Origin of the sequence: Chryseotalea sp. WA131a (assembly GCA_025370075.1) — a bacterium.
In the GTDB taxonomy this organism is placed as follows: domain Bacteria; phylum Bacteroidota; class Bacteroidia; order Cytophagales; family Cyclobacteriaceae; genus ELB16-189.
This window is the reverse complement of record CP073016.1, coordinates 3613194-3631339: the sequence shown is the minus strand read 5'-3', so window position 1 is coordinate 3631339 and position 18146 is coordinate 3613194. Positions and strand designations below refer to the sequence as shown.

The 18146-nt window shown below is 39.9% G+C and carries 23 protein-coding genes and 1 pseudogene; 11 read left to right on the top strand and 13 right to left on the bottom strand.

Annotated elements, in window-relative coordinates:
• The first annotated feature begins 306 nt into the window (after positions 1 to 306).
• The 3 genes from KA713_16735 (at position 307) to KA713_16725 (ending at position 4563) form a co-directional block, all read left to right on the top strand.
• On the top strand, positions 307 to 822 hold the full coding sequence (locus KA713_16735) for an RNA polymerase sigma-70 factor (GenBank protein ID UXE66087.1): 516 nt from the start codon (positions 307 to 309) through the stop codon (positions 820 to 822).
• 73 nt (positions 823 to 895) lie between these two features.
• Positions 896 to 1882: a FecR domain-containing protein gene (locus tag KA713_16730; protein ID UXE66086.1), complete on the top strand. Its 987-nt coding sequence runs from the start codon at positions 896 to 898 to the stop codon at positions 1880 to 1882.
• Positions 1883 to 1950: 68 nt separating this feature from the next.
• On the top strand, positions 1951 to 4563 hold the full coding sequence (locus KA713_16725; GenBank protein UXE66085.1) for a TonB-dependent receptor: 2613 nt from the start codon (positions 1951 to 1953) through the stop codon (positions 4561 to 4563).
• 33 nt (positions 4564 to 4596) lie between these two features.
• On the opposite strand, the gene KA713_16720 is transcribed toward KA713_16725, so the two are convergent.
• Together KA713_16720 and KA713_16715 are read right to left on the bottom strand one after the other, a co-directional pair.
• A complete protein-coding gene (locus KA713_16720; GenBank protein ID UXE66084.1) occupies positions 4597 to 4752 on the bottom strand; it encodes a hypothetical protein in 156 nt (51 codons plus the stop codon).
• 28 nt (positions 4753 to 4780) lie between these two features.
• Complete coding sequence (locus tag KA713_16715; protein UXE66083.1) at positions 4781 to 5065, bottom strand: hypothetical protein; 285 nt, start codon at positions 5063 to 5065, stop codon at positions 4781 to 4783.
• Between the two features lie 69 nt (positions 5066 to 5134).
• Here KA713_16715 and KA713_16710 point away from each other — a divergent pair, with 69 nt between their 5' ends.
• The 3 genes from KA713_16710 to KA713_16700 are packed head-to-tail and all read left to right on the top strand — an operon-like array spanning position 5135 to position 5926.
• Positions 5135 to 5293, top strand: coding sequence for a hypothetical protein (locus KA713_16710; GenBank protein ID UXE66082.1), 159 nt, complete (start codon positions 5135 to 5137; stop codon positions 5291 to 5293).
• Positions 5268 to 5684: a PIN domain-containing protein gene (locus tag KA713_16705; protein UXE69167.1), complete on the top strand. Its 417-nt coding sequence runs from the start codon at positions 5268 to 5270 to the stop codon at positions 5682 to 5684. The genes KA713_16710 and KA713_16705 overlap by 26 nt, the downstream gene beginning before the upstream one ends.
• Before the next feature lie 14 nt (positions 5685 to 5698).
• Complete coding sequence (locus KA713_16700; GenBank protein UXE66081.1) at positions 5699 to 5926, top strand: DUF2283 domain-containing protein; 228 nt, start codon at positions 5699 to 5701, stop codon at positions 5924 to 5926.
• Between the two features lie 133 nt (positions 5927 to 6059).
• Here KA713_16700 and KA713_16695 read toward each other — a convergent pair whose 3' ends face one another.
• The 5 genes from KA713_16695 to KA713_16675 form a co-directional block, all read right to left on the bottom strand.
• Entirely contained in the window at positions 6060 to 7184 is a 1125-nt protein-coding gene (locus KA713_16695; protein UXE66080.1) for an HlyD family efflux transporter periplasmic adaptor subunit, read from the bottom strand.
• Positions 7185 to 7449: 265 nt separating this feature from the next.
• Positions 7450 to 8088, bottom strand: a complete 639-nt coding sequence (locus tag KA713_16690; protein UXE66079.1) for a hypothetical protein — start codon at positions 8086 to 8088, stop codon at positions 7450 to 7452.
• Between the two features lie 47 nt (positions 8089 to 8135).
• Positions 8136 to 8312, bottom strand: coding sequence for a hypothetical protein (locus KA713_16685; protein ID UXE66078.1), 177 nt, complete (start codon positions 8310 to 8312; stop codon positions 8136 to 8138).
• A gap of 63 nt (positions 8313 to 8375) precedes the next feature.
• Positions 8376 to 8555, bottom strand: a complete 180-nt coding sequence (locus KA713_16680) for a hypothetical protein (GenBank protein UXE66077.1) — start codon at positions 8553 to 8555, stop codon at positions 8376 to 8378.
• Between the two features lie 623 nt (positions 8556 to 9178).
• Positions 9179 to 9325 carry a hypothetical protein gene (locus KA713_16675; GenBank protein ID UXE66076.1) on the bottom strand — a complete coding sequence of 49 codons (147 nt, stop codon included), beginning with the start codon at positions 9323 to 9325 and terminating at the stop codon, positions 9179 to 9181.
• A 126-nt stretch (positions 9326 to 9451) separates the two neighbouring features.
• Here KA713_16675 and KA713_16670 point away from each other — a divergent pair, with 126 nt between their 5' ends.
• From KA713_16670 to KA713_16660, 3 genes and pseudogenes are all read left to right on the top strand, one after another.
• Positions 9452 to 9820 carry a helix-turn-helix transcriptional regulator gene (locus tag KA713_16670; protein ID UXE66075.1) on the top strand — a complete coding sequence of 123 codons (369 nt, stop codon included), beginning with the start codon at positions 9452 to 9454 and terminating at the stop codon, positions 9818 to 9820.
• 42 nt (positions 9821 to 9862) lie between these two features.
• On the top strand, positions 9863 to 10081 hold the full coding sequence (locus KA713_16665) for a hypothetical protein (GenBank protein ID UXE66074.1): 219 nt from the start codon (positions 9863 to 9865) through the stop codon (positions 10079 to 10081).
• Positions 10072 to 10330, top strand: a pseudogene (locus KA713_16660) (Txe/YoeB family addiction module toxin). The gene KA713_16665 and the pseudogene KA713_16660 overlap by 10 nt, the downstream one beginning before the upstream one ends.
• Before the next feature lie 154 nt (positions 10331 to 10484).
• Here KA713_16660 and KA713_16655 read toward each other — a convergent pair.
• The 5 genes from KA713_16655 to KA713_16635 form a co-directional block, all read right to left on the bottom strand.
• Complete coding sequence (locus KA713_16655; protein ID UXE66073.1) at positions 10485 to 10778, bottom strand: DUF2442 domain-containing protein; 294 nt, start codon at positions 10776 to 10778, stop codon at positions 10485 to 10487.
• Complete coding sequence (locus KA713_16650; GenBank protein UXE69166.1) at positions 10775 to 10999, bottom strand: DUF4160 domain-containing protein; 225 nt, start codon at positions 10997 to 10999, stop codon at positions 10775 to 10777. The genes KA713_16655 and KA713_16650 overlap by 4 nt, the downstream gene beginning before the upstream one ends.
• A gap of 69 nt (positions 11000 to 11068) precedes the next feature.
• Complete coding sequence (gene uvrA / locus KA713_16645; protein UXE66072.1) at positions 11069 to 13927, bottom strand: excinuclease ABC subunit UvrA; 2859 nt, start codon at positions 13925 to 13927, stop codon at positions 11069 to 11071.
• Between the two features lie 56 nt (positions 13928 to 13983).
• Positions 13984 to 14520, bottom strand: coding sequence for a Uma2 family endonuclease (locus KA713_16640; GenBank protein UXE66071.1), 537 nt, complete (start codon positions 14518 to 14520; stop codon positions 13984 to 13986).
• Between the two features lie 20 nt (positions 14521 to 14540).
• Positions 14541 to 14990: a GNAT family N-acetyltransferase gene (locus KA713_16635; GenBank protein ID UXE66070.1), complete on the bottom strand. Its 450-nt coding sequence runs from the start codon at positions 14988 to 14990 to the stop codon at positions 14541 to 14543.
• Positions 14991 to 15115: 125 nt separating this feature from the next.
• On the opposite strand from KA713_16635, the gene KA713_16630 reads away from it, so the two are divergent.
• Both KA713_16630 and KA713_16625 read left to right on the top strand, forming a co-directional pair.
• Complete coding sequence (locus tag KA713_16630) at positions 15116 to 15889, top strand: hypothetical protein (protein UXE69165.1); 774 nt, start codon at positions 15116 to 15118, stop codon at positions 15887 to 15889.
• 38 nt (positions 15890 to 15927) lie between these two features.
• Positions 15928 to 16599, top strand: a complete 672-nt coding sequence (locus KA713_16625; protein ID UXE66069.1) for an acyloxyacyl hydrolase — start codon at positions 15928 to 15930, stop codon at positions 16597 to 16599.
• Positions 16600 to 16604: 5 nt separating this feature from the next.
• On the opposite strand, the gene KA713_16620 is transcribed toward KA713_16625, so the two are convergent.
• Positions 16605 to 18131, bottom strand: coding sequence for an IS1634 family transposase (locus tag KA713_16620; protein UXE66068.1), 1527 nt, complete (start codon positions 18129 to 18131; stop codon positions 16605 to 16607).
• Positions 18132 to 18146 lie beyond the last annotated feature (15 nt).

The following is an 18146-nucleotide window of genomic DNA, read 5'->3' as shown; positions in this document are numbered from 1 at the left end:
CTTAATCACTATTTTTTAAGATTGCAAAGAACAAATTCGATAAACTAGGAAGTGAAAAAATTTAAAACGGGTTTTTAGAGATGCCCTTACTTGAGTTCTTGCTTTGAAAAATTGGCTGCAAAGCTCACAGGGTTTTAGCTACTCTTCGCGGGTGCCGAAAAGGTTAAATATACCTCAACGTTTTTCATAAGTTTACTGCAATAGTCTAAATTTTCTACTTTTACCAGTCTATAATTTAAGTGTATCAGCCACCTTTTACTAAATGATTAATTTACTTCAACTCTTGAGATAGATTCTGATATTTTGATGGAAATTGGCGAGTTCAATTCATTCTTTGAGCTACATTATGCAGCAATTTGCGCACGCGTAAATTTGTTAGTCCAGCAATCTGATCTTTCCGAAGACTTGGTGCAAGATGCCTTTGTGAAATTTTGGGAAACAAAACCTACATTACTTAATAAAAATGCCGCCCCGGGATATGTTGCTCGTATTGCGGTTAACAATGCCCTTATGCATCTTCGCTCTAAGCGACAGCATGAAAAGAAACTAAAGGAATTTGGGACAAGCCAATCAATAGCTAATAACCCAACTGAAGAAGCTATTCTTTATCAAGAATCAGAAAAAAGACTGATTAATGCGCTGAAGCGACTCCCCCCAGCTTGCCGTGAAATATTTATACTGAGTCGTTACGAACAGATGAGTTACAAAGAAATTGCAAGTCACCTTAATCTTTCCATAAAGACGGTTGAAAATCAGCTCCTTAAAGCGCTTCACATTATGCGAGAGCACTTACTCTTGTTAATTGCTTACCTCCTCTCTTAAACTTATTTCTTCTATACATAGGGGTAACGCCTGTTTACTGCATCATTAAGTAAATAGCGTAATCAAAATCCCTATGAACGAAATAGATGTTTGGGAATTAGTGGTAAAAAAGCACTATCAGACCATTTCCCTGCAAGAATCGGAGCGATTGAATAATTGGCTTCTTCAAAATCCAGCTAATCGCGAGTTAGCTGATGCTATGACACAGGTGTTGAGTCAAACAAGTAACGATGAAGAACAATTTAAATTCAATGCTAAAACGGCATGGCCCAATGTAGAAAGGCGTATAAGTTCTAAATCGAACATCAGATATTTAATTCCGAGTTTGCTCCGCTGGGCTGCTGCAGCAGTGTTAATTGTTGGGCTGGCAAGCATTGCTTATTGGCAAGTACGGGAACCTTCTCAAGTTATCCAGCAAATTACGATTAGTACTAAAGTTGGCGAATCAAAAAAAATAGTGTTAGCTGATGGCACGCGAGTATGGATGAATGAAAACTCTTCCCTCACCTTTCCCAAGGAATTTACGGATGATACTATTCGCTCAGTACGATTGAATGGTGAAGCCTTTCTAGAGGTAACACATAATCCACAAAAGCCATTTTTAGTAAAAGGAAAATACTTTGAGACACGAGTTCTGGGGACTTCATTCAATATTCAGTTAACGGAACATGAAAGCAGCCTACTAGTAGTAACAGGCAAAGTTCGATTTTCATCTAAAGAAAATGGGAAGGTGAAGTCTTCCGTTGTAGTTGAAAGGGGATTTCAGGCGATAGCTAATCTGGATCACCAATTAATGATGAGCCAAACACTCAATCAAAACAAGCTCGCCTGGCATACAGGAGTTTTAGAGTTTAAAAACCAAAAGTTAACAGAAGTAATTTCAGAACTATCGTCATACTATCACAAGTCAATCAAAATTAATGTAGATAGACCGGATGATTACTTGTTTACTGGAGCTTTCAATCAAACATCTGCGGAAAACGCTCTCGAAACAATTTGCTATTCGCTTCACCTTCGCTGGAAGAAAACAACACAAGGCTATCTGATTTCAAAAGATTGAACTGCCTTGCAACTGCTGCATTTTAGCAAACTTTAAAAAAATAGAATCAATTTTTGAGCTAACCTTCGATGAAAAAGCTATTTGTAAGATATGTTTATACTGTCATTTTGCTTCTTCTCTATTCAGGAGGTGAGTTGAGTGCACAATCCACAGAACGCCATTCATTCAATTACAATTCGATTCGATTTGAAGATGCTCTTTTCGCCTTGACTAAGATTTACGGAGTCAAATTTTCATATGGCAGTCAGGAAGTGCCGATTGAAAGGTTAATCGCATTGCAAGTTACCGACAAAACAATAATTGAAGTACTTGCAAAAATTCTTCCACCACTGCATGTTACCTATAAGTGGATTGGCAATGGTATCACATTAACTTCTATACCCCTACGGCAAAACATTCGAGGCAGAGTGTTAGATAAAGATTCGGGTGAACCACTTGAAGGGGTGAATGTAGTAATTCACGAAAATGACTCCACCATTGGAAGCACCACTGATGCCCAAGGCTATTTCCGCTTGTCAAATGTAGTTGTGGGCAGGCATACTATTAAGGCAACTTACTTAGGTTATGAAGATTATCAAATAGCCGATGTTTTGGTTTACACGGGCAAAGAACCAATGATTGCCATCGGCTTGAAAGAGGCTTTTACATACTTGCAAGAGGTTATTGTCCGTCCTAGCCAAACGAATGGCCAACCTATCAATTCATTCTCACTTTCAGGTGGGCGTTCCATTTCTGTGGAAGAAACAAAAAGATTTGCATCTAACTTTAACGATGTGGCTCGTATGATTACTGCCTACCCCGGTGTAACTTCTACCAGCGATTTTAACAATAGTATCTCCATACGCGGCAACTCACCCAACAGTTTACAATGGCGATTGGAGGGTATAGAAATTCCAAGCCCCAATCACTTTGCTGCTTTTGCTGGCTCGGGAGGAGCCGTAAGTAAGCTGAGTATTAATTTGCTGGACAACTCCGATTTTTACTCTGGTGCTTTTGCTGCTGAGTATGGCAATGCCCTTTCGGGTATTATGGATATGAAACTTCGAAAAGGCAATCAAGAAAAAAGCGAAAAATCATTCCAGCTAAGTTTTTTGGGTATTGATGCCGCAGCTGAGGGACCCTTTAAGAAAGGAAAAAAAGCATCCTACTTGGTCAATTATCGCTATTCAACAGCCGGTATTTTGGCTGGTCTAGGCGTACTGCCAAAGGGGGCGGCCCCTACCTATCAAGACCTATCCTTTAACTTATCTTTCCCTCTTTCCTCTGGGGCAATCAATGTTTGGGGTGTTATGGGTGATGGTATCTTCAATGAAAGTGTTTCGTTTGGGGGTAAAAACAATTTGACTACTAGCAGCGCAATCGGTGGAGTCACTTTTTTAAAAAACTTCAACAAAAGTCTATCTATCACTACCACCCTATCCGGCACTTACACCTATGATAAGTTAACGCAAGAACGAATCTTTTCTAACAATGTACTGGAGGAAATCCGATGGATCAGAAACCAAGGTAAATCTTTGCGGATATCTACACAACTCAATAAAAAGTTTTCGCCTGGTAGTTTATTAAGGGCTGGGTTTATTTTCAGCCACCGCAACTACGAAATTGGTCAACGCTTTATCGATTTTACAGACAACAAGAAGCTCAAATATCCACTTGACTCAGATGGCAGTACTCAATACGTTCAGGCCTATGCACAATGGAAAAAAAACTTGGGTGAAAAACTTACTCTCAATACTGGTTTGCACGGCATTTATGCCTTGTTCAATCAACGGTATTCTATTGAGCCACGTGCAGGATTATCTTATCAAATTTCAGAAACGAAAGTTATTGGAGCAGCAATAGGGTTTCATAGCCAATTGCAACCACTTACGCTGTATAATCAAAAATTTGTACAACCTGATAGTTCCATTGAATACCTAAATAAAAATTTAGACCTATCAAAAGCACTGCATTACGTAGTCAGTTACGATTGGCAGATTGCAAAAGCTCTCCACGTGCGGGCGGAATGTTATTACCAAAACCTTTATCAAATACCTGTTTATAATGGCAACATAAACTCACCTTATAACAACACCTTTTCTGCTCTTAACACCATCAGTGAATATCTGAATTCGCGGCTCGATAGTAATGAACCTATTCCACTTGCTAATTCTGGCACTGGTGAAAATTACGGATTGGAACTCAGTCTCGATCAAAGATTTTCAAATAACTATTACTTTCTATTTACCGGTACTCTTTATCAATCCCACTATCAGGGAGCTGATGGCATAAAACGCAATACTTCTTTTAATGGTCAACATATTTTTACCGCATTGGCTGGAAAGGAATATCGGACGGGCATCCGAAAGTCAAATATTTTTGAATTGAACGCACGCGTTTCATGGGCGGGCAATAATCCTCAAACACCCATTGACATCACTGGCAGCTTAAAACAAGGACAGCAAATTTATGATTATAACCGAAGCTTTGAATCCAATCTTCCTGATTACTTTCGAGTGGATTTACATATTGGCTTCCGTAAGAGTCGAGCGAGGGCTGCACATATTTGGTCATTTGACATTCGTAATTTCACCAACCGTCAAAATCCACGCTACGAATTTCTTAACTTTAATACAGGTAAAATTGGCTACGAGTACCAGTTGGGTCTCATACCTGTATTTAGCTACCGGATTGAGTTTTAAGTATAAGAAATTATCAATGCCCAATGGCATAATCTACTCCAACTCCAGTCTCAAAAACTTACCCGTAAAGCTTGCCGGATTTTTCGAAACTTCTTCTGGTGTGACTTTGGCAATGATGCGGCCTTTGAAATTAGCAGGGCTCATCAAGTTCAAGCAATCTCTTGCATCATCGGGAACTGCTGCTTCCACAACTCAAAATATTGTTTTCGATTGCTGATCAGTTGATCGTGATGCCCTTCTTCAACAACAGTGCCTTGAGATAGCACCACAATTTTGTCGGCTCGTAAAACCGAGCTGAGGCGGTGGGCAATGAGGATAACCGTCTTTTCGTTCTCTCGCATCCACTCCACCATGCGATGAACATATTGCTCAGAGGCAGAGTCCAAAGCCGAAGTAGCCTCCGCGCTACGGGTAACTGCAATTCGTAATGCGCGGCAATGGATGCAAGGCAAGCCGCACCGCAGTCGGTGATGTCGCGTTGTTTAATTTTTGGAATTTTCATTGGCAATACCTCATTTAATAGTACTCCTATTTTTACTTATATTTGTTTATAATCATATAATTGGATCGTATGAACGTCACAAAAAAAATAAAAAAAGGCACTCGGAGAACCATCGTTGCTAAAAACCAAAAGAACAAAGGCTTTGAAAAGGCTTGGGAGTTTTGGAAGACTGCCCACGTGGATCTGAGTAAGTTTAAATTTAATCGCGAAGAAGCGAACGCACGCTGATATTTTTTTAGATTCCAACATTTGCTTATACATTTTTGACGACACGCACCCAAAGTTCGCCAAGACCAAAGAGCTTTTGGAAAGCCGCCCCACGATTAGCACACAAGTAATTTTAGAAAATGTAAATGTGTGCCTTAAGAAATTAAAAAGTGAAAGGGCTTTTGCCGTAGCCCACGCTCGTAGCCTACAAAGTGCTTGCATCGTTAAAACGGTAAGTACTGAGACCATGACCCTTGCTCTCAAAGTTTTTGAGAAATATGGGTACAGCATTTTTGATAGTCTCATTATTGCTGCGGCACTAGAACTAGGTTGCCACACCTTATATACAGAAGATATGCAGCACGGCCAAGTTATTGAAGGAACCCTTAAAATCACAAATCCCTTTTTATAGTTGGTAATAAATTGATGACAGAAATTGAGATAGTTAACATTTTGAAGGTATTGAAAACTGTTAATCATAGCCGTGTGAAAGACATGCACATGCGTTATGACGAAGAAGCGTATACTATGTACATTAACTTTGGCGCTCCTGTAACTGCTGATGACAGCGAACTGGATGAAAATGATATTTTGTACCGTTACCGCAAGGGTGAAATAGTGGGTGTTACTGTTACTCATTTTACTTCTCGTTAGATTCTAAGCCTCTTTTATCAAAATTTTAAAAGCAGAGGGCGCGAGTTTTTTAAAGGAATTTCTCTTACCACCGACTGGTTGCTGTTCCCCGGAAACTGGCAACCGGAAACAGAATGCCCTTACTAACTTCTAACTACTTTAAATTAGGGTTCACCCAATCATCTACCTTATCATACAACAACTGCCACAAGCTGCGCTCGGTAACGATAAACCGTGCTTGCAGCGTCATTCCTTTTTTCAAATAGCCTTTGTAGCCGCTTTTCAGTTGAAGAAAATCCTTATTTAGTGAGCAGCGCACCTCAAACACGGGCTTGTTGTCAATGATCTTAATATCTTGTGGCACAGCTATTACTCTGCCCATGGCCATGCCCCACTGATTATAATTAAAGGCATCCACTTGCAGGCGCACGTTCATATCTTTTTTAATAAAACCAATATCGTTTGGCTGCACATACGCAATCACAAGCATGCTGGTATCCGGTGAAATTTGTCCTAGCTCTTGGTTGGCGAAAACATTGCTGCCCACATATACGCCTGTTAAATTTTGCAGCGTGCCGCTCACCGGTGCTGTGATGGTAAGCAGGGCTTTCTCTTTTTGTATGCGTACGAGCTGGCTTTCCATTTCATTCTTTTCCTCATGCAGCGTTTTCAATTCACTTTGCCATTGGCTGCGCTGTGTTTCTTTCAGTTGGGTAATGGCATCTTCTGCCTTTTTCAGTTCAAACAGAAAATTCTCAAACTCCATAGCAGCAATAACTTTTTCTTGATAGAGTTTGTATTGCCTATCAAATGCCTGCTTGGCTTTGTTGTAGCTCGTTTGTGCCTCGATTACCTTTTGCTGGTAAGTAAAATAGCTTTGCCGATAGACCGCGCTATTAAAAATTGGCTTTGTAGTTGATGGAGCTTTTGACGCTTCTATCACCAACTCCACATCTTGTGTCAGTGATTTCTTCATGCTTATCTTCTCCTGAAAAAAGTGCTCTTGTTCATTGAGTGTCTCAGAGTCGATCACATAAAGTAACTCACCTACTTTTACTTTTTTGTTTTCTGCTGCATACGTTTCCTTTATCTTCCCAGAGCTAATGCAGCGGATTACATTTACTTCAGAAGCAGGGCGGATAAGTGCCGATGAGCGCACACTTACATCTGTTTTTAAATAGGGCATGGCGCCAAGCGCTATAAAGCAACAGACAATGCATCCTATGTAAATGATAGCGGTGCGGGTATAGGCGGGAAAATAGGTGTTTTCGGAGAACATTTCTATTTTAGTTGATCATGCTTTTGAACACAAGCGGGTGCTTGCACTAGTTAGAGCTTGAGGTTAGCTAGAGCAATATGCTGTTCAAAAAAACAAAACAGTGGAACCTATCTCAAAAATACCTCCTAGAAATTTTCTGCGACTTTGGCCATTCTGGTGCGCTGGCTTTTTTTCCCAGAATTCGTCTGGTATGGGCGGCAAAAGCCATCTTGCATACTGGCCAAATACTTGAAAATTCCTTGAAAATCTATTTTTGAGATGGGTTCTAATAAAATAAGCTATTAAAACTAATTATGAGGACGTTATGAATAGAGTGCATCATTATAGAGTACCGTAATCCGTAAGCAATTCTTACTTTAGCAAGCAAATAGGCTAGAGGATAGTAAACGAAAATACTCGCAAACAGTGCAATATGAAAATCAAAATATTTTTGAATCACAATAACATGAGCCAATGAAAAAGATAAGCAACTGAATATTATCAATTGACTAACATAGCGATTGTAAACAACATCATAGTATTCCTGTTTATACAATAGAGCCAAAAAAAAGAATACTGTAATCCCAACAATAATTATCGAAAAAACACTAAAATCAAACCCAGCTAATATGGCTAAGAATAAAAGGGGCAATGAAAGAAAATAAATTCTATTTCCTGACAAGAATCCACGAGCCGCTATTTCCTCAATAGTCGGGGCAATAATTACTGAACTGATTAAATTTAAACTAGTAGAATTAAAGAATGTGTCGGGAGTCATCAGTTTCTTCAATGGAAACGCAATTCCAATGAAATGTGTCAAACTCATATTGTAAATAATGCAGCAAAATGTAAGCACTGCAACGAATGGCCAAGAAAAACTTTTTAAACCAATAGTTTTCAAAATATTGAGAGGATACACCTTCATTTGCACTTTTCAAATTGAGCCTATCCTCTCAATGCTTTTAATAACTGTTAACAACAACGCACTTCAGAACAAGGCTTTGAAATGCCTCTTTGGATGCCTTCTAAAATTTCACCAGCAAGATAACCCGCTAAAAATGGCAAAAACCAGCCACCACCTGTTGTGTCTGCTAATTCTGCATCATTAAGAGATTTGAATTCTATTTTGTCTATTTCTAAAGTTTTCATGGTTTATACTTTACATTTAAAAAAATACCTGCAATTTTAAACTTGGGCTAAATTACCGAGTTATCAGTTAATTCTTGCGGCAGAACTCCAATCAACAGAACTAAATTTCGGGCCACATCCACATTTATAATAAGCAATTGTGTCAGCTATTAAGTCAGCAAGCCAGCCTCCGCCATTAATTGATTTTGCATCCTCAACTTTTAGTTCGAGAAGTGATAGGCTTTCCAATTCCAATGTTTTCATAATTTTTGTTTTTAAAGTTAAAAATTTATTTGAGAATACCATTCTTTTAAAACACCATTTTGGCCAAATGATGATACATATTTAGCCCTCATTAAGAATAAGTGAAAATAATTTTTTGTATAAATTATTCCTAATTTAGATTAAGTTATTCCAGTATCCTAAAAAGAAACCTTCAAGATCTTTTTACGGGTATTATGAAACTTTGGAGGGTGTTTTATAAGTGTAATTTTATGTTTCAACGTCAACAATATATATGGATGGCTACCAAAGTCTAAAAGTTGATATTGGTGATGATTTGCCTACCGGCCATCTCACTCATCTCAGCCGTTGTTGAAAGTACTGAGGATATTTCAGTTTGTAATCTTGGTAAATCCACAGGAGTTATTCTTAGGTATTTATTAAATCCTTTTGGTATGATAGAATGATTGTATTGCTACAAGAAGTCTTCCCGCGCAATCTAAAAGACTTAGCTAGTCATCGTACAGATTATCTTTTGGCGCATAAAGAGCAACATAGGAAAGTGAGCTACAAATGCACGAGGAGATTTGCAATAGAACCATAAGCGAAAAAAGGCTCGATGATGAGCCTTTTTTTGCAAGGTGATTTTAATCCATTGACGTCTCTTAGAAAAAGATACTAACGACCAAGTCGTTGAATCTATTCCAAGTATCAACAACAATTTGTACGGGGGTTTTAGATCCACCACCCTCAATTGATATTAATTCTTGTGCTTGTAGGCGTGATACACCTAATTCATGCAGGTTTTCCATAGTTGTAATTGTTTTAAGTTGTTTACGCTATTACAATTGTATGGATTGACAAAAATAAATTCTATCAATCAATTGTATAAATTATTCCTATCTTAGATTAAATTATTCAAGAAAATTACTACTGACATGTACGGAACCAAAATCAGATTGATACGCACCAGTCGAGGGATGAACCAAAAAGAAGTAGCTAAAAAACTGGGCATCTTGCAAAACGCCTATTCTAAAATAGAAACTAATCAGAGCAAGGTGTCTGATGCCATGGTGGAGAAGCTGGCCGCCATCTTTGGAGTATCGGCAGAAGACATCAAAAGCCCAGAGCCTGTCATTATCAATTTTCACAATAGTCCACAGAGCAATGGGGTAAACAATGGGGAAATAAAAAACCAAAACGAGCAATTGTTACAACAACTCACTCAGCAGCTCGCCATTAAAGATAAGCAGATAGAAGAACTAATGGCGCAGAATAAATTGCTGGCGGGGGTGTTGAAGAAGTAAGAGTTTCTTCTATTTGATAGGATTCATTATTTTTGTAACTATATGAAAACGCCAGAAATACTTATTGCCCGCCCTTCCAATGCCAATGAGGTAACTACTTTAAAAGCATTATTAAAAGTACTGAAAATAAAATTTGAAGTGGCGAACGAATCGCCCTACAATCCAGCCTTTGTGGCAAAGATTGAGAAAAGCAGAAAGGATTTTAAGTTGGGTAAAGGAAAAACCGTTACCATCGGTGATCTTCAAAAATTATGGAAATAGTTTTTTTGCCAGATGCTGAGAAAGACCTGGCATTTTGGAAGAGCAATAAAGCTATCCTAAAAAGAATCACTCAATTAATTCAATCTATTCAAGAAACACCCTTTGAAGGGATCGGAAAGCCTGAACTATTAAGGTATCAGTTTATCAGGTTGTTGGTCTAGAAGGATCAACCAAGAACACCGCATCGTCTATGAAATAGTAGGCAACAAAATCCTTATCCACTCTATGCGTGGCCATTATGGCAGATAATTACAACGTTGCCATCCACATTGGAAAGATCAAAAAACCAAAGCGAACAACTATTACAGCAGCTTACTCAGCAGCTTGCTGTAAAAGATAAGCAGATAGAAGAACTGCTGGCGCAGAATAAATTGCTGGCTCAAGCGCTTAAGAAGTAGTGTTTTTAAACTTCTTCTGAAAAATCGTATAGCACATCTGGGCAGAAATCAATAGGTGCGGCTATCACAGAGCCATCCGTGTCAATCATTTCCGTCATAGCGTCCCAATAAAGAGTCCTCCCATCTGTTTTTACACGAGCAAAAATTTCCCTTTGAAGTAATTTTGCGAAAATGGAATCCTTGCCCTTCTCCGCTGACAAAAAACTAGCAAAGTCAATGGTCTTTGTCTGACCGTTTGTCCATTCTACGGTAACCAGAAATGGTTTGACATCTACTATTTTAGCAATGCGTGGGTTCATTCCAATGGTTTTATTTTTTTTAGCTTCCCAAAGTCTTTCTGTAATTCCTCATAGTTCTGCTTCAATTCGTCCCGATGCAGCTCCACCCACGCTTGTACTAGTCTTGTTTGCTTATTTGGCAAATCACCCGCTATTATGCTTCCCGTCTCAATTGAGATTTGGGCTTCTTGATCTTGGTATATAGCATGAAAAAGTGGAGGCACATGATCTTTGAAATACATGTAAATAATCACTCCAAAAAATCTAGAAAGTTCAGGCATACTGAAGTTATTGATTATTCCGCTACAAATTTAATTATTTTTATTACTCAACTCCACCTTCAAAAACTTACCCGTAAAGCTGGCCGGATTATTGGCCACTTGCTCAGGTGTTCCTTTTGCAACAATTCTTCCTCCACCTTGTCCACCTTCGGGGCCAAGGTCTACAAGATAGTCAGAAGATTTAATCACATCCATGTTGTGCTCAATCACCAATACCGTGTTGCCTTTGTCTACCAACTTCTGCAACACATCCAACAAGTGGCTGATGTCTTGAAAGTGCAAACCCGTGGTAGGCTCGTCCAAAATATAAAGTGTCTTGCCAGTGTCACGCTTTGAAAGTTCGGTGGCCAATTTCACGCGCTGAGCTTCTCCACCCGAAAGCGTGGTAGCATGTTGCCCCAAGGAAATATAACCAAGCCCCACTTCGCTCAGCGTTTGAATTTTACGCAAGATGCGCGGCTGGTTCTCAAAAAAGTTAACAGCTTCTTCCACCGTCATGTCCAGCACATCCGAAATTGATTTGCCTTTGAAGCGCACTTCCAGTGTTTCGCGGTTGTAGCGTTTGCCTTTACATGTTTCGCACGGCACATATACATCGGGCAAAAATTCCATTTCAATCAAACGCAAGCCAGCACCTTCGCAGGTTTCGCAGCGGCCGCCCTTTACATTAAATGAAAAGCGACCTGTTTTATACCCACGGATTTTAGCCTCTGGCATTTGTGAAAACAAATCGCGGATGTCAGTGAACACGCCCGTGTAGGTAGCCGGATTAGAGCGCGGTGTTCGGCCAATGGGCGATTGATCGACTTCAATCACTTTGTCAATCAACTTCAACCCTTCAATTTTTTTGTAGGGCAGCGGTTCTTTATGTGAATTAAAAAAGTATTGATTCAAAATCGGAAAGAGTGTGTCATGAATCAATGTTGATTTTCCACTGCCTGAAACGCCTGTGATACACGTAAGTGTTCCCAGATTTATCTGCAAGTCAACATTCTTTAAATTATTGCCGGTCGCGCCAAGCAATTCCAATTTTTCGCCACTGCCTTTTCTTCTCTCTTTCGAATATTTTATTCCAATTTTTCCGCTCAGGTATTTTGCGGTGGTGCTATCAATTTTTAAGAATGTTTCAGGATCACCTTCCGCCACAATGTGGCCTCCGTGCCTTCCCGCGCCCGGCCCTACATCGATGATGTAATCGGATTCAAGCATCATTTCTTTATCGTGCTCTACCACAATTACGGAGTTGCCCAAGTCGCGCAAGTCCTTCAATGCTTTAATCAACTTCACATTGTCGCGGGCATGCAAGCCAATGCTCGGTTCATCTAAAATGTAGAGAACACCCACTAACTGCGTACCAATTTGTGTAGCCAAGCGAATGCGCTGTGCCTCGCCACCGCTCAATGTTCGCAAGGGTCGATTGAGGTGCAAATAATCCAACCCAACATCCAACAAAAAGCCAATGCGCTTTCTGATTTCTTTCAGCACCTCCACGGCAATTTGGTTTTGCTTATCGCTGAGGCGCGATTCCAAACCGTCAAACCATTTCTTTAAATCGGAGATATTTAGGTTGGCGAGTTCGGCAATATTTTTATCAGCGATTTTAAAATGAAGTGACTCCTTCTTCAACCGTGCACCTTGGCACTCGGGGCAAATTTTGGTAATCGTAAAATCATCTACCCATTTGCGAATGGCTTCGCTGCCTTCGTCTTTTTGCTTTTGGAGAAAGTTAACGATGCCTTCAAACTTGGTGTTCCATTCCGTGCCCGGATATTTTACAGAAGCGACCGCTACCGGCACATCATCGCCATAGAGCAAAACTTTTAACGCTTCTTTGGGGATGTCTTTGATCGGGGTGGTGAGCGTGAGTTTGTATCGTTTGAGTATCGCTTCAATTTTTTTGAAAATCCAGATGTCGCGGTACTCGCCCAATGGCAAAATTCCACCACGACTGATGCTTAACTTTTTATCTGGAATTACAGATTCTTCAGTAATCTCTTCAATCTCGCCCAAGCCATTGCACATAGGGCAAGCACCATAGGGCGAGTTGAAAGAAAAATTATTGGGCGCAGGTTCATCGTACGACAATCCTGTTTTGGGATCCATCAAAAATTTAGAGAAGTGATGTACTTTTTTGTTCTCCTCTTGGATTAGAATCACACCCTTTCCTTCTTTCAATGCGGTGTTTACTGATTGCCCAATTCTATATCGGTCTTTGGCATCCGGCACAATTCGATCGATGACTACTTCAATATCGTGGATTTTAAATCGGTCGAGTTGCATTTTGGGGGTGATGTCTTGCAGTTCACCATCTACTCGAACTTTGGTGTAACCCTGTTTACGTATCTGTACAAATAATTCTCGGTAGTGTCCTTTCCTGCCTTTGATGACAGGTGCAAGAACAATCAATTTCTTACCGCTAAAGTTATGAATGATGGCGTCCAAAATTTGTTCCTCGCTTTGGCGCACCATTTTGTCGCCTGTCAAGTAGGAGAATGCTTCGCCTGCGCGCGCATACAAGAGTCGTAGGAAATCATAAATTTCTGTGACCGTGCCAACAGTCGATCTTGGATTGCGCGAAGTGGTTTTTTGCTCGATTGAGATCACAGGGCTAAGGCCATTGATCTTATCAACATCAGGTCGCTCAAGATTACCCATGAAACTTCTCGCATAAGCCGAGAAACTTTCCATGTACCTGCGTTGGCCTTCGGCATAAATTGTATCGAACGCTAGCGAAGATTTGCCACTCCCACTAATACCTGTAAGCACCACCAATTTATTCCTCGGAAACGAAACTGAGATGTTTTTTAAATTGTGCTCACGCGCACCAATGATTTCAATATAGTCGTGGCCGGAGAGGTCTCGGATTTTCTTTACGGGAGAAGTAGGCATGGAAAATTAACTACAAGCTGCAAGCTACAAGTTTTTAACCTCAGATTGAATTAGAGTTAAAAAGTAAATTCGGAGCTTAGAAGGGGAGATTTGATTTTGCCAATTTCTTCGCTGATTTTTTTATAAAGATTACTACTTAATGAGAAGCCAATGACCAATTTTGTATCTGGATCTACAATCCAATATTCTTGAACACCAAATTTTTCGTAAAGATCCTTTTTCTTAATAAGGTCATATTCTTTGTTACTTGGCGAAAGGACCTCGATTAATAAATCAGGCACACCTGTATAGCGACCATCTTCGGTTACTTGATTAGGATTATTCTTAAGAATAACAATAATATCAGGTTGCACAGAATTTTGAGTCTTATCCAATTTAATATCAAATGGTGCAACAATTATTGAGCCCTTGCCTTTTTCCTCAACTATCTTATCAAGTTCTTTAAAAATAGATTGAATTGTCTTCTGATGTTTAAAAAGAGGTGCAGGCGACATATAAATTTGATTATCAATCAATTCGGCCAATGTGCCCTCAGGTAGCATTTCATAAAGCTCCATCATGGTGCGAGGCGGGCGTTCAATTGTGATTTCCATAACCTAAAGATATAAAATTATTATCCTTTCATCCACTCATACATCTGGTAATGTTCACCATTCATGCCCAATTTTTGATAGACTTCTTTCGCTGCCGCATTTGTTTTATCTACATACAAACGGATGCCTCGTAAATCAGGATCAGTATTCACCATTTGCTGAATGAACGCGTACATTTTTTTGTAAACACCTTTGCCCCTATGTGGTGCAGCTATATAAACAGATTGTATCCACAACACCGTGCCGCACCGCCAATCGCTCCATTCATAAGTCGTCATCAAACAGCCCATTACTTCGTTTTCATCTACCGCCACATAATACTTTCCTTTGGTGGGGTCTTTAAAAAGTTTGTTCACCCCTTCTGTAAGGGTAGAGATTTCAAGTGTGATATTTTCAGTCTCTAAGGCCATCTTGAGTTGAAAATCGAGCAAGTAAGGAATGTCGGTGGTGGTAGCTTCACGAATAGTCATGAATAATCTATTTTGAAAAATACAAAAGAAGCGGTTATTCAGTCATCGCCAAAATAATTTTATCGTATCTTCGTTTCCATTTCGTGATGAAGATTTTTGCGCTTTCGTTAATTCTTGCTTTACCTATTTGCGCTTTAGCTCAAAAGCCCGAGCCCAAGCGCGAAGAAGGTCAATTTACTTTTGATACGGACAAGCCTTTTACAGTACTCGATTTGTACCAACAGATTGAAGAACCTATTGTTACCAAAAAGAAAAAACCAAAGCCGCGTGTCTTTTATGGAATCAAAACAAAAAAAGGTTTTACCCGCAAAGGCTATGGCGACCGTGTGGTGCTGGAGTTATTTTACAAACTAAAAAAATCGGAGCCTGCCAATACATTTGCCCGCGATATCTACTGGTATGATTTTACCAGACGAGAAGTAAGGCGGACCGAAAAATTTGACCCCGCCAAAGGTGTGCTGCTGCATGGCCCTTACAAAAGAATGGTGGGGACCACATTAATTGAAGAAGGCATTTATTACAAAGGCACGAAGCACGGCCGGTGGATGCGCTACGACCGACAAGATTTATTGGAAGACAAAGAGAAATACTACAAAGGTTGGCCAAAAGAAACGCGCATCACTTACTACGACCCTGCCGAGCGTAAAAAAATTAAAGAGATCACACCCGTGGAGTACAATGAGAAAGAAGGCTTTTATTACCTGCTCCACGAAAATGGCCAAGTGGCCGTGCGTGGAGAATACCGCTTCAACGAAAAAGTAGGGGATTGGATAGAGAACTATCCCAACGGAAAACGCAAGCGAGTCATCACCTACCCCAAAGAGCCATTCGATAAAGATACCAAGCCCTATTTGAGAAAAGAGTGGGACGATAAGGGAAAGGAGATTTATTCGAAGTAAACTTAAACAAGAAAAGACGTCATTGGTTATTGTTGTGCATGAAGTGGTTTAACACAATAGTGCTTATTTTTATTGCCGTTGTGGCATATACACAAGATAGTTTGCGCAGTAAACCCTCCTTTAGCTATTCACTTTTTGGTAACTATGGATTTATTTTTGCACACTCGAACGATGTAGAGAATACAGCGAATTCGTTTCCTCTTGGCGTGACGGCCACACTCAATTGGCAGCGCTCTGACAAGCAAATTCTAGATCAATACAATTGCTTTCCGCGACATAGTTTATTGGTTGGCTATTACGATTTCGACAATTCGATTTTGGGCCGAGGTCTTAATTTGGCGTATTCACTTGAGCCTCATTTTATGATGAACAAGCACCTCAGTTTTTATCCCAAAGTTTCCATTGGGGCAGCCTTCTTATCGAACCCAAGCGATCCAATAAAAAATCCGACCAACAACTCGTATAGTTTACCGGTGAGTGCGAACTTGGCATTGGGCGTTGGTTTACGATGGCAGTTTTCTTCTTCGTGGGCGATGAGTATCAACGGAGAGTACCAACATGTTTCAAATGGCGGATTGCGCGAACCTAACAAAGGCATCAATTGGCCAACGGTAGGTTTGGGCATTGAGTATTCGCAAAAAGGGTTGGCGTTGAAAAAATTTGCAAGAACAAAAGAATCCAACGAATCTTTTCCTGTTTTCCGCATTTGAGCCACCTAATTTAAAAGATCGATATTGAAAGCTTTTAGTAGTTGTTTGTGGTCCTCTGTTTTTACATGGAGAAGTTTGGCGGTTCTACCCGATTGAGGCAATTGTATTTCGATAGCGAAGACAGATTGCATCAGACGTATGGCCTTTTCGATGGATATTCCCACCTTTTTTTCAGCGAGTTGTCTTTCGAGTTCTTTATAGAGTTTGTAACTGCAAAAGGCAATTATAAGATGGGATTCAATCCTGTTCTTTAAGCGATGGTAGATAGGCCTTATTCGAAGGTCTGTCTTGGATATTCTAAAGGCCTTTTCAATATGCCATAGATTTTTGTAGTGATTGATGATTTCTTCCGGTGGCAATGCGGCATTGGTGACATATCCTTTTAACCCATCCCATTGCGTATCCTGATTAAATTTTCCGTAGTCGATTTGAACGGTGATTTGTCCCTCTAATTTGAGATACTTATTGTAGCCACGATTATTGATATGCTTTTTTGAAAGCTTGCCAAGTCGGATAGCTTGCTCTAAGCGATGTAAGCCTTTTACTCTATTACTTTTATCTTTAGTTGCACGCGTTGATGAGTGACTGACTATTAGTTTTAATCCATCGGGTCTTATCAAGGTGTGAATTTGATCATTTAACTTCAAGGCCAAAATTTGACTTTGCAGAACCTTCGATTCATTTTTTATTCGACCACCCAAAATGAATTGATACTTTAACCGAATCAAATCATTAATATTTTCTGAAGATAGTAGCCCTGCATCCGCTACAACAATCGCCTGGGCCATGCCGTACTTTTTAGTAAAAGCCTCTACCACAGGAAGCATCGTTTTGCCTTCAAACTTATTCCCTTCAAACATTTCAAAAGACAAGGGATACCCTTGTGCGCTCACCAACAGCCCTAGTAAAATCTGAGGATGTTGAGCCTTGCCATCTTTTGAAAAGCCTGTCTTGCGTAAATCGTCCTCGTCCTCAGCTTCAAAATACAAGGTGGTTACATCATAAAATAAGAGCTGGATCTGGCCCTTGAATAATTTTTGAGTGTGCTGGTAGCTCACCTCTTGTAATATGGATTTGTGCTTCGAATGGATTTTATCCAAATACCTGTACACCGAATCCATATCAAAAAAAATACTGTGGTGTTCCTGTAAGTAATTGATGGTTTTAAGCTTGCTCCCGGGATGGCTTATTCTGCTTAGCACAAGATGTCTAAATAAATCATCGGTAACCACATCAAAGCCAATCTCCCTGAATAGTTTACCTAAGATTAATTCATATCCAGCTACTTCTATTTTCCGAATGTTATTGCTGAAGGCATCAATAAATTTTTTATCCTCATCAAATTGCAAGTCAAGACTTTGTTGACGCACAAGCTTCTCTAGTTCCAAATGCGCTTGCCGTTCAAGAATTCTTATCTCCTCTGCCGAAGAGCCACTGCCAATGGACTTAACGTGAATTTGCCGTTGACCTTCCTTCCTGAATATATGAAGGCTCGTTGTACCTGATCGATTGACTTTCTTCCTTATAAACACCCTTCAAGATAACCT

Coding starts and splice junctions, on each gene's coding strand:
- KA713_16735 (UXE66087.1), top strand. CDS start 307: ATGGAAATTGGCGAGTTCAATTCATTCTTTGAGCTACATTATGCAGCA.
- KA713_16730 (UXE66086.1), top strand. CDS start 896: ATGAACGAAATAGATGTTTGGGAATTAGTGGTAAAAAAGCACTATCAG.
- KA713_16725 (UXE66085.1), top strand. CDS start 1,951: ATGAAAAAGCTATTTGTAAGATATGTTTATACTGTCATTTTGCTTCTT.
- KA713_16715 (UXE66083.1), bottom strand. CDS start 5,065: ATGAAAATTCCAAAAATTAAACAACGCGACATCACCGACTGCGGTGCG.
- KA713_16710 (UXE66082.1), top strand. CDS start 5,135: ATGAACGTCACAAAAAAAATAAAAAAAGGCACTCGGAGAACCATCGTT.
- KA713_16700 (UXE66081.1), top strand. CDS start 5,699: ATGACAGAAATTGAGATAGTTAACATTTTGAAGGTATTGAAAACTGTT.
- KA713_16695 (UXE66080.1), bottom strand. CDS start 7,184: ATGTTCTCCGAAAACACCTATTTTCCCGCCTATACCCGCACCGCTATC.
- KA713_16690 (UXE66079.1), bottom strand. CDS start 8,088: ATGAAGGTGTATCCTCTCAATATTTTGAAAACTATTGGTTTAAAAAGT.
- KA713_16685 (UXE66078.1), bottom strand. CDS start 8,312: ATGAAAACTTTAGAAATAGACAAAATAGAATTCAAATCTCTTAATGAT.
- KA713_16680 (UXE66077.1), bottom strand. CDS start 8,555: ATGAAAACATTGGAATTGGAAAGCCTATCACTTCTCGAACTAAAAGTT.
- KA713_16675 (UXE66076.1), bottom strand. CDS start 9,325: ATGGAAAACCTGCATGAATTAGGTGTATCACGCCTACAAGCACAAGAA.
- KA713_16670 (UXE66075.1), top strand. CDS start 9,452: ATGTACGGAACCAAAATCAGATTGATACGCACCAGTCGAGGGATGAAC.
- KA713_16665 (UXE66074.1), top strand. CDS start 9,863: ATGAAAACGCCAGAAATACTTATTGCCCGCCCTTCCAATGCCAATGAG.
- KA713_16655 (UXE66073.1), bottom strand. CDS start 10,778: ATGAACCCACGCATTGCTAAAATAGTAGATGTCAAACCATTTCTGGTT.
- KA713_16650 (UXE69166.1), bottom strand. CDS start 10,999: ATGTATTTCAAAGATCATGTGCCTCCACTTTTTCATGCTATATACCAA.
- uvrA (UXE66072.1), bottom strand. CDS start 13,927: ATGCCTACTTCTCCCGTAAAGAAAATCCGAGACCTCTCCGGCCACGAC.
- KA713_16640 (UXE66071.1), bottom strand. CDS start 14,520: ATGGAAATCACAATTGAACGCCCGCCTCGCACCATGATGGAGCTTTAT.
- KA713_16635 (UXE66070.1), bottom strand. CDS start 14,990: ATGACTATTCGTGAAGCTACCACCACCGACATTCCTTACTTGCTCGAT.
- KA713_16625 (UXE66069.1), top strand. CDS start 15,928: ATGAAGTGGTTTAACACAATAGTGCTTATTTTTATTGCCGTTGTGGCA.